The organism is Acinetobacter sp. 228, assembly GCF_048147885.1.
Genome location: NZ_JAYWYV010000012.1, coordinates 38,609 through 53,590 on the forward strand (window position 1 = coordinate 38,609; position 14,982 = coordinate 53,590).

General features: G+C 47.5%; 10 protein-coding genes. 5 read left to right on the forward strand and 5 right to left on the reverse strand.

Annotation, left to right across the window (positions count from 1 at the left end; translation table 11 throughout):
• Positions 1–168: 168 nt before the first annotated feature.
• Positions 169–1,875, reverse strand: a complete 1,707-nt coding sequence (locus VXQ92_RS10365; protein WP_416681415.1) for a cation acetate symporter — start codon at positions 1,873–1,875, stop codon at positions 169–171.
• A 1-nt stretch (position 1,876) separates the two neighbouring features.
• Entirely contained in the window at positions 1,877–2,209 is a 333-nt protein-coding gene (locus VXQ92_RS10370; protein WP_004281374.1) for a DUF485 domain-containing protein, read from the reverse strand.
• Positions 2,210–2,392: 183 nt separating this feature from the next.
• Here VXQ92_RS10370 and VXQ92_RS10375 point away from each other — a divergent pair, with 183 nt between their 5' ends.
• Together VXQ92_RS10375 and VXQ92_RS10380 are read left to right on the forward strand one after the other, a co-directional pair.
• Positions 2,393–5,884, forward strand: coding sequence for a PAS-domain containing protein (locus VXQ92_RS10375; protein ID WP_416681418.1), 3,492 nt, complete (start codon positions 2,393–2,395; stop codon positions 5,882–5,884).
• Positions 5,885–6,300: 416 nt separating this feature from the next.
• Positions 6,301–7,062 (forward strand): hypothetical protein, encoded by a 762-nt coding sequence (locus tag VXQ92_RS10380; protein WP_416681421.1) that lies wholly within the window; start codon positions 6,301–6,303, stop codon positions 7,060–7,062.
• A gap of 79 nt (positions 7,063–7,141) precedes the next feature.
• On the opposite strand, the gene VXQ92_RS10385 is transcribed toward VXQ92_RS10380, so the two are convergent.
• The gene (locus VXQ92_RS10385; protein ID WP_064095039.1) at positions 7,142–7,792 is read right to left on the reverse strand and encodes a response regulator; all 651 of its coding nucleotides are present in this window, start codon (positions 7,790–7,792) and stop codon (positions 7,142–7,144) included.
• Between the two features lie 378 nt (positions 7,793–8,170).
• Between VXQ92_RS10385 and msuE the strand changes: the two genes are divergently transcribed.
• The 3 genes from msuE (at position 8,171) to VXQ92_RS10400 (ending at position 11,598) form a co-directional block, all read left to right on the forward strand.
• A complete protein-coding gene (gene msuE / locus VXQ92_RS10390; RefSeq protein ID WP_064102621.1) occupies positions 8,171–8,905 on the forward strand; it encodes an FMN reductase in 735 nt (244 codons plus the stop codon).
• A 24-nt stretch (positions 8,906–8,929) separates the two neighbouring features.
• Positions 8,930–10,042: a dimethylsulfone monooxygenase SfnG gene (gene sfnG, locus VXQ92_RS10395; protein WP_416681424.1), complete on the forward strand. Its 1,113-nt coding sequence runs from the start codon at positions 8,930–8,932 to the stop codon at positions 10,040–10,042.
• Positions 10,043–10,188: 146 nt separating this feature from the next.
• A complete protein-coding gene (locus VXQ92_RS10400; protein ID WP_416681426.1) occupies positions 10,189–11,598 on the forward strand; it encodes a cryptochrome/photolyase family protein in 1,410 nt (469 codons plus the stop codon).
• A gap of 61 nt (positions 11,599–11,659) precedes the next feature.
• Here VXQ92_RS10400 and VXQ92_RS10405 read toward each other — a convergent pair whose 3' ends face one another.
• Together VXQ92_RS10405 and acs are read right to left on the reverse strand one after the other, a co-directional pair.
• Complete coding sequence (locus VXQ92_RS10405; protein ID WP_416681428.1) at positions 11,660–12,841, reverse strand: acyl-CoA dehydrogenase family protein; 1,182 nt, start codon at positions 12,839–12,841, stop codon at positions 11,660–11,662.
• Positions 12,842–12,969: 128 nt separating this feature from the next.
• Positions 12,970–14,916: an acetate--CoA ligase gene (acs, locus tag VXQ92_RS10410; protein ID WP_416681430.1), complete on the reverse strand. Its 1,947-nt coding sequence runs from the start codon at positions 14,914–14,916 to the stop codon at positions 12,970–12,972.
• Positions 14,917–14,982: the final 66 nt, after the last annotated feature.

The window sequence follows — 14,982 nt, forward strand, 5'->3', positions numbered from 1 at the left end:
CATGTTCAAAACAGCTTGCAGATATGCGATTTGTATGAAAATTACTGAAATAGCACACTATAGAAATCTGGCTCATCCATTCCAATACGGGACTTCTTTTAACAAGAAATATAATCATGCCCCCATAAAAAAAGCCCCTCACGGGACTTTTTTTGTGTAACGCCAATCTTAGTGATCCGATGCGCCGGAGATACCAAGACCGGTTTGTGAACGTACAAACTGGGCATCAAAGGCTTTGCGTTCTGCCTGAGCCTGTGCCGAGCTATCCGTCACAGAGAACAACCAGCAGCAGAAGAATGACAATGGCATCGCGAAGATTGCTGGGCCATTGAACGGATTCACTGGTGTATCGGAAATACCCAAAGTATCTACCCATACTGCTTTAGACAGTACAATCAAGGTTACAGCAGTCACCAGACCTGCCACACCGCCAATCACGGCACCACGTGTCGTCAAACCTTTCCAGAACATGGACAATACCAGTACCGGGAAGTTGGCACATGCTGCAACCGAGAACGCCAGACCTACCATGAAGGCTACGTTCTGTTTCTCGAACAGAATCCCGAGAATCATCGCGAAGATCGCAAGACCTAAAGTCGCAATCTTAGACATACGTAGTTCAGAGGCAGGCGTAGTCTGGCCTTTCTTCAGGACGTTGGCATACAAGTCATGCGAAATAGCCGAGGCACCTGACAGAGTCAAGCCTGCAACCACTGCAAGAATCGTGGCAAATGCAACTGCAGAAATAAAGCCCATGAACAGGTCACCACCGACTGCATCAGACAGGTGAACCGCCGCCATGTTATTACCACCGACCAGCTCCAGCTTGCCAGTCACTGCCATTTTCGCAACATCAAGGAATTGCGGGTTATTCGATACATACAGGATCGCACCGAAACCAATGATGAAGGTCAGCAGGTAGAAGTAACCAATAAAGCCTGTTGCTACCACTACTGATTTACGTGCTTCTTTCGCATCTTTTACCGTGAAGAAACGCATCAGGATATGTGGAAGACCTGCCGTACCAAACATCAATGCCAGACCCAAAGAGATCGCATCAATCGGGTTAGACGCCAGACTACCTGGCCCCATGATCTTGGTCGCATCTGCCAGGCTCAAGTCATGCACTTTTGCATAGACATCAATGGCCTGTTCAAACATGTTGGTAAAGCTGAAGCCTACACCTTTCATGACCATAAATGCCATAAAGGTTGCACCAGACAATAACATCACCGCCTTGATAATCTGTACCCAAGTGGTCGCCAACATGCCGCCGAACATTACGTAGGCCATCATTAACAAGCCCACAATGACCACTGCAATATTATAGTTAAGACCGAACAGCAGTTTGATCAGCTGACCTGCACCCACCATCTGTGCAATCAGGTAGAACGCGACCACAACCAGCGAGCTTAAAGCAGCCAAGGTACGTACCGGTTTTTCCTGTAGACGGAAAGACACTACGTCTGACAGGTTGTATTTACCCAGGTTACGCAGACGTTCTGCCACCAGGAACAATACGATCGGCCAGCCCACCATGAAACCCAGTGAATAAAGCAAGCCATCAAAACCGGACAGGAACACCATCGCGGAAATACCCAGGAAAGATGCGGCTGACATATAGTCACCGGCAATCGCCAGGCCATTCTGAAAACCGGAAATACCGCCACCGGCAGTATAGAAGTCTTTGGTATTGGTGGTTTGTTTCGCTGCCCATTTAGTAATAAACAGCGTAGCACCTACGAAAATCACAAACATGATAATCGCGTGCCAGTTGGTCGCCTGCTGTTCTGCTGCACCCAGATCAGGACCAGCCAATGCAACGCCTGAAGCCACTATCGTGGTCGCCAGGGCAATAAGAGAATTCCATTTCATCTTAGTGGTGTCCTTTTTCATGCGCAATCGCTTCGACTTCACGGATTGCTTCTTCAGTCAATTGATCAAGTTTGTTATTGGCAATGTAGGAATACACACCACACAAGATAAACGACAGGACAATGATACCCAGACCAAGTGGAATACCCCACGTGGTCACACCACCTGAAATTGAAGACAATAGAAATTCTTTGTTGTAACCAACCAGCAACATGAAACCCACATAGACAAATAGCATAATGCCGGTCAACGTCCAGCTGAGCATACTTTTCTTGCGGACCATTTCCTTGAATTTTGGATTTTGTAGAATACGATCTACTTGTACCTCATCCATAATTACTACTCCTGTAGCCCAACCTTGGGCTGCCTATTTTTTAATTCGAATTATCACTGTTGCAAGTTAACAATAATCGTAGGTGCTTGTAATTTAGACTTTGGTCGTTAAAAAATGATCAATTTAAACTGTAGCGTTCACGATGCGTTATCATAGCGGCATGCTCAGTACACATCAGGCTATATGAACAGTTGGCTCATCATAGGGGTACTCGCCCTCTATATCGCATTACTCTTTATCTGCGCTTTCTACGGGGAAAAACATGCCAGCCGGCTGAGTACCCGTGGGCGCATGCTATTGTTTAGTTTAACTTTAGGAGTGTACTGCTCCTCCTGGACCTTTTACGGCGCCACGGGTGCTGCGGTACGTGAAGGCATTATTTTCCTGCCGATCTATCTGGGTCCGCTGCTCTTTGTTGCTGTCGGCTATGACATCTGGCGCCGTCTGGGACGGGTTCGGCAGCATCATGCTATTTCTTCAATCGCAGACTTTGTCGCTGCCCGCTATGGTAAAAGTGGCCCCCTCGCCTCGCTGGTGACCATTCTGGCGGTGGTGGCGATTGTGCCTTATCTGGCCTTACAGTTACGTGCGATTGCCCTGAGTGCCGCCGTCATTCTGGAGCCTTCCGCAGGTGTAACCGGCACGACCAATGGCGTACTGTTTCTGACCGGGGTTCTGGCAATACTGGCGATGATGTTTGGTACCCGTCAGATTGCCAATACTGAACAGCATGGCGGTCTGATGCTGGCTGTAGCATTTGAGTCGTTTGTAAAGCTCTTTGCCTTACTGGCTGTGGCCTGTTTCTTCATGTTTGAAGCACCAGGAAATATGGCACAGATCAGTCATGATATCAGCACCACTTTTCGTGAGGTGCAACTGTTTGGCGTACCACAAAGCTTCTGGATTCAGACCCTTCTGGCGGCACTGGCAATTATCTGCCTGCCACGCCAATTCCATGTGGCGGTGGTGGAACTGCGCGATGAAAAACATATCCGCGGTGCACGGCGCTGGTTCGCAGTTTATTTGATTTTAACTACCCTGGCGATTATTCCAATTGCCAGCTGGGCATTGCATGCAGCACCCCAATATCTGGCCATTCCGGATGTAGCCGTACTGTCTTTACCACTCAGCTATAATCAGGACTGGCTCACTTTACTCGCCTTCTTGGGCGGTTTTTCTGCCTCTACCGGCATGCTACTGGTGTCTTCCGTAGCCCTGTCGATCATGCTCAGCAATGACCTGATTATGCCGGCATTATGGCGCTTAAAACTGATTTCACGGCATGACAAGCGCTTACCATTGGTACTGAAATTTACCCGCCGGGTCTGCATTCTGGGTGTAATGTTGATGGGCTTTCTGTTCTTCAACTTCTTCAATGATATTGATCAGCTCTCGGTTTTTGGCCTGCTGGCGTTTAGTGCGGTGGCACAATTCGCTCCTGCCCTGATTGGCGGCCTGTACTGGCGCGGTGGCAGTAAACAGGGCGTATATGCCGGACTGTTAACTGGTTTTGCCCTGTGGGCCTATACTTTGCTGTTTCCAACCATTTTGCGCAGCCTGCCTGAAGCCTATAAAGGCTTCAGCCAAAGCCTGCTCACTCATGGTCCTTTTGGCTGGAACTGGTTACGACCAGAAGCCCTGATCGGTTTTGAATCTTTTGACCCACTGACGCATGGGGTGGTCTGGGCGCTGGGTTTAAACACCCTGCTGTATATCTGGATTTCCCGTATTTTCCGTCCAAGTGTGGCCGAGCAGATTCAGGCGGAAAGTTTCTTCTATTATGAAACCAAGCCCTTACCCTCACAGAGTCCTTCTACCGAAGTCAGCTATTCCCATCAGGATGTCGCACGTTTAAAAGTCGGTGACCTGATTACCCTGGCCAAACGAATTACTGGTGAAGGCCCAACCACACGTGCTTTCCAGCAGTTCTGTACCCAAAACAGCGTTGAGCTGAATGAAAACAGCAGTGCCAATGGTATGTGGTGGCGTTTTACTGAACAGTATCTGGCCGGAACCATCGGGGCAGCTTCAGCACGTACCCTGCTTACTACCGCCATGGTCAACAATGGTCTGGCCTTGGGTCAGGTCGCCAATATTCTCGATCAGGCCTCACAATGGCAACGCTTTAACCAGAACCTGATCATGACCATGATTGATCACATGACCCAAGGGGTCAGCGTGGTCGATGAAAACATGTGTCTGGTGGCCTGGAACAATCAGTATCTGAAACTGTTTGATTATCCCACTGATATTGTCTATGTCGGTTGTCCGATCGCCGACTTGATTCGTTATAACGCTGAACGTGGTGAATGTGGTCCGGGTTCGGTGGAAGAACATGTCCGTAAGCGGATTCACTGGATGCAGGTCGGTAGTGCCCATGAATTTGAACGGATTCGTAAAGATGGCCGGGTGATTCAGATGCGCGGTAATCCGATTGAAGGGGGCGGTTTCGTTACTACTTTTGCCGATATTACCGCTTTCCGTGAAAATGAAGCCGTACTTGAAGCGCGGGTTCAGGACCGTACCCAGCAGCTCGCCGATGCCCTGTCCGAGCAGCAACTGGCACGGGAACAGGCAGATAAGGCCAATATGTCAAAAAGCCGCTTCATTGCCGCCGCCAGTCATGACCTGTTGCAGCCGATGCATGCTGCGCGACTGTTCAGTACCGCACTTGAACAAAGTGTACAGAATGACGAAGACCGCAAGACCTTGCAGCAACTGGATCGTGCCTTGCATGGTGCCGAAAGCATGCTGTCGGCCCTACTGGACATTGCCCGACTGGAAGGCGGCACCATTCAGCCTAAACGTCAGGCTTATCCGCTGCATGACCTGCTGCGCGATCTGGAACTCCAGTTCAAATCGATTGCTGCACAGCGTGGCATCCAGTTCAGTGTGCATGATGTGCAGTTCTGGATTGATACCGATCCGCAATGGATTCGCCGCATTATCCAGAACTTTGTCAGTAATGCCCTGCGTTATACCGCAAAAGGTAAAGTCGTGGTCGGCGTGTTACGTTCGGGTAGCAAGCCAGATCATATCCGCATTGGCGTCTGGGATACCGGACCGGGGATTGCTGAAGAACAGCGCATCAAGCTGTTTCAGGAATTCGAACGTTGCGGCCATACCTCGCCTTGGGGTGAACAGGGGCTTGGTTTAGGCTTGGCGATCGTACAGCGTATGACCAGCATGCTGGACTATCCGGTATATGTCTTCTCCGAGTTGGGTAAAGGCTCCTGCTTTATGATTGAAGTACCTGTGGTTGAAGCACCGAAAGTTGTGGCAGCACCAATCCAGACTGTTCCTTTAAAGAGCAAAGCTTTTAGGATTCTGTGTCTGGACAATGATGAAACCATCCTCGAAGGCATGTCCACCTTATTAAGTAAATGGGGCTATCAGGTCTTCAAGGCTACTGAACCGGAACAGGCACAGCAGCTGATTGAACAGGAAAATATTCAGGTCTGGTTGATAGATCAACATCTTAACCAAGACAAAATTGGTCTGGATTTTATTCTGGAACATCGGCGTAGCGATATTCCGGTCGCCCTGATTACGGCCGATTCCGATCCGGAACTGCCACAGCGTCTCAAAGAGCTGAACATTGTTCTGCTGAAAAAGCCGCTAAAACCGGCCTCGTTACGTTCTTGGCTATCCGGACTGAAAATTTCTGACACCTGAGCAGATTTTGACCGCGATCAATGCCCATTTCAGCTCCTGAAATGGGCATTTTTTATACTCATCTGCTACATAGAATTACTTTAATTGCATAAAATTTATTCCAATGTGCTAAAAGCAGTAAAAACTCCGAAAATATCGCTCAATAAATTGACCAAAATGATCATTTTTCAATTCACTATGGCAAAAACTGACGAATGTATTAATGGTCATGTGTACACTTAGTTACAATTATTTATGCTGATGTTTTTTATAAAAATTAAAGATCGATTTTTTATTCCTATAACTTTAGTCGTATGTTTTATCCCCTGCACTTGGCTTTAAAAATAGAGGAAAAGAAACGATCAGTTTCCATCTCATATACATGCCTTGATTCCTTTGGCAGCTGATCTATTTTTCTGTATATCGGAGTTCTTCACATGAACATAGATCAAAACCATGACTTGAATCAGACTCAGCAGTTTCACCGTCAATATGGTGCCAATGCCCTATTGCCAAACATTGACTGGACACAAATTTTTAAATACAGCAAGCTGAATGATGCCCAGTATCAGGCACTGGAAACGCTGTATCAGAGTGCAGTCCCGCTGGCACTGCAAGTCTTTGATGAATTACATTTTGATGTCTTTGAACCTTATGCCTACAAGCCACAAGGTCTGGGTTTATTTGAAAAGATTGCTGAACAGGAAGATAAATTAATTCAGTCTCTTGAAGTTGAAGCCAGGGATCTCCCGGCAGCAACCCGACATCAGATCTGGAGCATGCTACTGCGTGGTGGTGCAGTACTGGTATTTAAAGCGTGGCTGGGCAAGGTCAAAAATGAAGAAGATTGCCTGGATACCAGCCAGTTCGACGAGCTGTCCGATCTGTTATTTATCAAAACTTGCCCACATGAGCTGGCGCAGCGTTTACATGTTGACCCGACTGCACCGGACGATCACATCTTCCTGATGTATGACAATGAAGTTTATCTGGACCGTTTCAACAGTCTGGAAACCGCGGCACTGTTTGTAGATCTGGGAGTATATGACGCGACCTTCCTGAGTCTGCGTGATGATCGCGTGGCAGAATATCTAAAATCCAAAGGTTATGTCACCGAAGAGCAGATTGATGAACTGCAATGTGCCTTAAACCCACTGTTTTGTGATGATTTTACCCGCAAACAGGATTATATCGCCTAATATCTTTATATCTTTTCACTTAATTTTTTCCATAAAAAAGACCTCCAATGAGGTCTTCTTCAATTCGAATAGCAGAAGCCTACATTTTGCGGTCTTCAATATTCAGCGCATTAATGGCCAATACTGCTTGCGTCCGGTTCTGTACACCCAGCTTACGGAAAATTGCCGTGACATGGGCTTTAATGGTGGCTTCGGATACATCCAGTTCATAAGCAATCTGCTTGTTCAATAAACCTTCAGCTACCATCATCAACACCCGGAACTGTTGCGGTGTCAAAGACTGGATCCGTTCGGCCAAAGCCGTTTCATCGGCAGCACGCGGATCAAAGTTCATATTGGCCGACAGATTGGGTGGTAACCAGATTTCACCTTCCAGTACTTCGCGAATCGCTTCACCAATATGGCTTGGGTGGGCAGATTTAGGAATATAGCCCATCGCACCATGCGCAATAGCGCGCTGGATGATGCTGACTTCTTCATGCGCAGACACGACGATAATCGGTAAAGACGGATACTGTGCGCGAACATGCACCAAGGCAGAAAACCCGGATGCGCCCGGCAGGTTTAAATCCAAGAGCACAAGATCAGGCTCAGGGCCATTTTCTAGACGTTCATAAAATTCATTGACTGCCGCAGTTTCATGAATCTGGGCTTGTGGCAGACTATAACGTACAGCCTGAATCAGGGCATGACGAAATAGTGGATGATCATCAACGATTAAAATATTCATAGGCAACGTGAGAAAGATCTTGGCACGGTAGGCCCTATTCTAACCACACAACCCGGTTTAAGGATATGCAAGACACTATTATTTTTAAAATAATATGCAGTTTTTCTTTTTAAACTGCCCGTTTTTGCAGTATTTCAATAATTATTTAATTCTCATCACTTTTTTATATATATCTTATTCCTCACTGAAAAAGCTTATATTTATTCAATATAAGTATAAATATCATAGGTTTATTAAATATTTTTTACTTATAAATCAGGCTTTTTTTGTATATCAAAAAATCAGATAACTTTTCTGCTTTTCGTTATTTTACAGTCCTGCGCTGAATCAGGATTAATAAGGACATTCCGAGATTAACCCTATTTTCAGGTTCTAAATATGTCTAATTTTAATGCGCAAAAACCCTTAAATATTGTGGCCGTATCTGGCGGTTTAAATCATCCTTCAAAAACCGAAGCCCTGGTTCAGGCGATTCTGGATAAACTGGGAGAAGCCACACCGATCAATGTACATTTCATTAAATTTAGCGAAATTGGTTCGCTGCTAGGCGGCGCGATTTACCGCAATCAACTGCCACAACGCATTCAGGATGATCTGGCAGCCGTAGAAGCCGCAGATGCGCTGATTGTCGGCACCCCGGTTTACCGCGCTTCATTTACCGGCCTGTTCAAGCATTTCTTTGACTTTGTCGAGCAAACGGCACTGGTCGATGTGCCAGTATTGTTAGCAGCTTCTGGCGGCAGTGACCGTCATGCCTTGGTGCTTGAACATCAACTGCGTCCTTTATTCAGCTTCTTTCAGGCGCAGACTTTGCCGATTGGTGTTTATGCCACCGACCGCGATTTCACCCCTGAATATACCATTCACAGTGAATTGCTACGTGACCGGATTACCTTGGCTGTGGCGCGGGCATTACCTATTCTGGAATGGGCACCTGCCAAAGGACAGCGTGCTGAAGTGATTAAAGAAAAAACCATTCAGGCCAGTCAAAATCTGGGCATTAACAAGCAGATTGAACAGGAAGAAGTATTACCATCTGCAGTGGTACCTAGCCTGGATGCAGCAGAATCGCGTTTACACAGCAAGAAAGCACCAAAGGCTCAAGTGGCTTAAATATGCACGCAGAGGGTAATCAGCATGTCGAATGATAAAAATATCGTATTTGCCTATTGGGTGCCGAATGTCAGTGGTGGGCTGGTGGTCAGTAACATCGAGCAGCGCACCGACTGGAGCTATGACTATAACGTGCGTCTGGCACAAACAGCTGAACAGGCAGGCTTTGATTATGCTCTGACCCAGATCCGTTTTACTGCCGGCTATAACGCAGAAAACCAGCATGAATCGGTGAGCTTCAGTCATGGCATTCTGGCCAAAACTGAACGCCTGAAAGTCATTGCCGCGATTCTACCGGGTCCGTGGAAGCCAGCACTGGCCGCCAAACAACTGGCGACAATTGACCATCTGAGCAATGGCCGGATCGCGATCAATGTGGTCAGTGGCTGGTTCCGCGGTGAGTTTGATGCGATTGGTGAAGAATGGCCGGAACATGACGAGCGTTATGCCCGTTCGGAAGAGTTTATCCGTAGCCTGAAAGGAGTCTGGACCCAGAACAATTTTAATTTTGAGGGTAAATATTATCAATTTAAAGACTATACCTTGAGTCCTAAACCATTGCAGAAGCCTCATATAGAAATCTTTCAGGGCGGCAGTTCCCGGGCAGCACGTGATATGGCATCCCGTGTATCCGACTGGTACTTCACCAATGGCAATACCCCGGAAGAACTGAAAAAACAGATCGATGATATTCGTGAAAAAGCCAAGGCAAATCATCACTCGGTGAAAATTGGTGTAAATGCCTTTGTGATTGCACGAGATAGCGAAGAAGAAGCGCAGGCTGTATTGCAGGAAATTATTAGCAAGGCCAATGTGCAGGCGGTGAAATCTTTTAGTGAAGCGACCCGTGAAGCTGGCGCAGCAAGTCAGGAAGGCGAAGGCAACTGGGCCCAATCCACCTTTGAAGATCTGGTGCAATACAATGACGGGTTCCGCACCAATCTGATCGGGACACCGCAGCAGATTGCTGAACGGATTATTGAACTGAAAAAAGTGGGCGTTGATTTGATTCTGTCAGGCTTCTTGCATTTTATTGAAGAAGTCGAATATTTTGGCCAGAAGGTATTGCCTTTGGTTCGTGAGCTTGAAGCACAACAGGCAATGCCTGTGCAGCAAGAAGAAGCTGAGCCCGTATAATTATTCCAATAAATCTCAGCAGACTCCCTCCCTCCCTCAAGGCTCGGCTTGGGGGATTTTTTATGTGATAAAATTGTTGTCTGGCTAGGTTTAAAACCATCAATTCCTTAAAATTCTGCACTAACGACTTTCCAAGAATTTTAACAATGCAACTGATCTGGTTTCGTCAAGACCTCCGCATTCATGATCATGCCGCGCTCTGGCATGCCACCCAGCAAGGTACCTGTATAGCAGTAGTGGTGCTCTCTCCCGAACAATGGAAGCTGCATCAGGATGCCCGGATTAAAATCGATTTTTATCTGCGCCGCCTCGACGTCTTAAAGCAGCAGTTAACGCAGCTGAATATTCCATTAATCATTTTAAATATTCCCTTATGGCAAGACCTGCCTGCCGAAATGCGAAGCCTGTGCCAAAAACTGCAGATTGATACGCTACATGCCAATATTGAAGTGGGCGTGAATGAACTGCAACGTGATGCACAGGTACAGCAGATGCTGGAACAGCAGCAGATCCGGGTCGAGCTGTATCATGATCGCAGCCTGTTTCCACTGACCAGTATCCGCAATCAGTCCAATCAGCCCTATCAGGTCTATAGCGCATTCAAGAAAAAATGCTATGAGCGACTGATTCATAATATACCGGGCTGCTATCCTGCCATTCAGACTCAAGATCCGCTTGAATTACCAGACCAGCTGACCAGCTTTGATCTGCAAAAATTTGCGGCTGATTATAAGGTCGATCATGCTGCCCAGCTCTGGCCTGCAGAAGATCAAACTGCCTTTGAGCTGCTCAATGATTTTATCGGGGAGAAAATGGCTCACTATAAAACCGAGCGAGATCTACCTGCAGTCGATGGTACCAGCCGCCTGTCACCGTATCTGAATATCGGTATTCTCTCGATCCGTCAATGTATGCAGCCCCTGTTTAACGACGGTTATTTCCAGATTGATGATATCGGTCAGCAGACCTGGCTGGATGAACTGCTCTGGCGCGAGTTTTATCTGCATACCCTGTTTGATTTTCCCCGTGTATCCAGACATCGGCCTTTTAAGGAAAATACCGATAACATCCAGTGGCGTAATGCACCTGAAGATCTGGCTGCCTGGCAACAAGGACAAACCGGGATTCCGATTGTCGATGCCGGTATGCGGCAAATGCGAGCCACTGGCTGGATGCATAACCGGGTACGCATGATTACTGCAATGTTCCTGTGTAAAAACCTGCTGATAGACTGGCGTCTGGGAGAAAGCTGGTTCATGCAGCATCTGATTGATGGTGATCTGGCAGCGAACAATGGCGGCTGGCAATGGTGTGCTTCGACCGGCATGGATGCCGTGCCCTATTTCCGGATTTTTAATCCGGTCAGCCAGTCACAGAAGTTTGATCCGAATGGGGATTATATTCGCCGCTGGGTGCCGGAACTGGGGCATCTGGATGCTAAATTTATTCATGAACCTTATGCCAAAAATCCGGATCTTGCACTGGATTATCCAAAACCGATTGTGGATTTAAAAGCCTCTCGTGTAAGAGCGATTGAAGCGTTTAAGCAAATTTAAAACCAAACTTTTTCATCCCGAATAAAACAGCCTCCGATAAAGAGGCTGTTTTATTTTCAGATCAGGAATAAAAGCTTGGATCAGGCACTTTTCCAGTTAGCACCCATTCCCCCACTTCCTGATACTTATAATCTATTGGGTCATGCAAGGTCTGGGTGCGGACATTGCGCCAGAAACGGTCCAGATTGAGCTTGGCCGTGGTAGCCCGCGCACCCATCACCTGGAAAATATTCTGGGTAATATAGAGAGAGGTATTGGTTGCGGCAATTTTAGCGGTGGCAATGGCAACCGAGACTTCACCGCGCTGTTCGGCACTTAAATCATTCCCAAGCTCCCAGGCTGCCTGTAAAGCCTGAACTGCTTTATCTGCCAGTAAGCGTACACCTTCTAGTTGTACATAAAACTCAGCGAAATGCTTCTGGATAAAAGGATCATTCACCGCATCTTCTACCAGTGATTTGGACCAGGCTTTTTGAGTTTGTACACCCTGTCTGGCAGTTTCAAATGCCCCTTCTGCCACGCCCAAAAATAGATGCACGAAAATCAGTTGAGCAATCAAAGGCCGTAGGCTGGAATACGGCGTACTCAGTGGACCTGGATTTAACAGCAGTTCATTTTCATGAATTTTGACCTGCTCAAAGTGACTGGTACCACTGTCGGTCTGGCGTTGGCCCATATTGTTCCAGTCGCCCAGAAAACTTACTCCTTTGCGTTGGGTAGGAATCACACCAATCAGCAATTTTCCGGCATCGTTATAGCCTGAACACAGCAACATATCTGAATCGATCGAACCTGAGCAGAAGCTTTTATCTCCATGAAAAATATATTCTTTTTCTGAAACTTTTGTAGCTGTGGTGCGACGGTCCAGCGGATTTAGAGTATTACCCCAGAACAGATTATTTTGGGCCGTCTGTTCAAACCACGAGCCATATTGTTCCGCTTGGGAAAATAATTGCACGGTCGCAATTAGCAAATGGTGAAAGCCATAGACATGCGCCAGTGAACTGTCGACTTGGGCAATAATTTGAATGGTGTTAAAAATGGTCTGCCAATCTGCCTCCTGACCGCCATACTGTTTTGGAATGGACAGGCCAAGCAAGCCACTCTGGCGAATCAGGTCACGCTCGGCTTTGGGATTCCCCCCCTGTTTGTCCCGCTCTGCGGCAGTCAAAGCAAAATTTTCAGCAAGTTTCTGGGCAATATCGACAGGAGACTGATTTAAATATGGGGATTGTGCATTCATTATTTTAACTCATGTTCAGCATGGAAACAGCTTAGCAGATCAGGGTACTGACCTATATCCGAAAGCATGCAGAGCTTATGACTGATATAAAAATACCGGCAGAATGCCGGTATTGGAACCGCTTGAATTTAAACTTTATTACGCTGTACTTCTGCGATCAGATGCTCCACCACCTGCGGTTCAGCGAGGGTTGAAGTATCTCCCAGACTGTCCAGCTCATCGGCTGCAATTTTTCGCAGGATCCGGCGCATGATTTTGCCGGAGCGGGTTTTTGGCAAGGCCGGTGCCCAGTGTAAAGCGTCTGGTGTGGCTACTGGACCGAGAGTCTTACGCACCCAGCTCACCAGCTCACCGCGTAATTCATCTGAACTTACTACAGCGGCCTGCAAAGTGACAAAGGCACAGATTCCCTGTCCTTTAATATCATGTGGCATACCAATAACAGCAGCCTCGGCCACCGATTCATGCGCCACCAGTGCACTTTCAATTTCTGCCGTACCTAGACGATGTCCGGACACATTCAGGACATCATCCACCCGGCCGGTAATCCAGTAATAACCATCTTTATCACGACGTGCCCCATCCCCGGTAAAATAGGTGCCTGGATAGGTCGAGAAATAGGCTTCGATAAAACGCTCAGGATCACCCCAGATGGTCCGCATCTGACCCGGCCAGGAATCCTTAATGACCAGATTACCCTCGGCTTCTCCCTCCAGTTCCTTGCCGTCAGCATCGACAATGGCCGGCTGTACGCCGAAGAAAGGCCGTGTCGCCGAACCCGGTTTTAAGGCAGTCGCACCCGGCAATGGCGTAATCATGAAACCGCCGGTTTCGGTCTGCCACCAGGTATCAATGACTGGACAGCGACCTTCACCGACCACGCTGTAGTACCAGTTCCAGGCTTCCGGATTAATCGGCTCACCCACTGATCCTAAAATTCTCAGGCTGCTACGGTCACTTTCCCGTACAAAAGCATCCCCCTCGCGCATCATGGCACGGATCGCTGTCGGCGCGGTATAGAGAATGGTCACGTTATGCTTGTCGACAATATGCCCGGTACGTGCCCAGCTCGGATATTGCGGAACCCCTTCAAACATCACAGTGGTGGTACCATTTGAAAGCGGACCATACAGCACATAGGAATGCCCGGTAATCCAGCCGACATCTGCAGTACACCAGAACACATCATCCTGCTTGATATCGAACGCTTCACGGAAGGTACAGTTCACATAAGTCAGATAGCCGCCAGTGGTATGCAATACTCCCTTGGGCTTGCCGGTAGAACCTGAGGTATACAGGATAAACAGCGGATCTTCGGCATTCATCGGTTCGGGTGGACAGATGTCATTCACTGACATAATTTCCATGTGATACCACAGATCACGTCCTTCCTGCATTTCGATCGGGTTACCGGTGCGATGTACCACGATGACATTCTGAATGGACTCTGTACCTGCAAGTTTCAGTGCTTCATCGACATTGGCTTTCAGTGGAATGGCCTTACCGCCACGCATGCCAGAATCAGCGGTAATCACCATTTTGGCCTGACAGTCTTCAATCCGGCTGGCTAAGGAGTCTGGCGAAAAACCGCCAAATACTACACAATGAACCGCACCGATCCGGGCACAGGCCAGCATGGCAATCGCGGCTTCAGAAACCATCGGCATATACAGCATGACCCGGTCACCTTTCTGGATGCCATTTTTCTTCAGCACATTGGCGAAACGGCAGGTTTCATCATGCAGCTCGGCAAAGGAAATAATCTTGTGCCTTGAAGGATGGTCACCTTCCCAGATAATCGCCGGTTTATAGGGATGTTCTTTCAGATGCCGGTCCAGACAGTTGGCACTGACATTCAGCTGGCCATCGGCAAACCATTCGATTTTAAAATCATCTTTGTTAAAACTGGTATTTTTGACTTGGGTAAAGGGTTTAATCCAGTCCAGACGTTGCGCCTGCTCTGCCCAAAATTGATCTGGCTGTTCTATAGAATACTGATAACGCTCAAAATACTGCTCTTCGAGCGTACGTGCTGTTTTTTTAAATTCTTCAGGTACTGGATAGATCTCTTGCATAATTCACTTCCTTGATTTTGTTCTATCTCATCACGAGAGGTTAATGCGGCGTGGTTGATTGTTTTT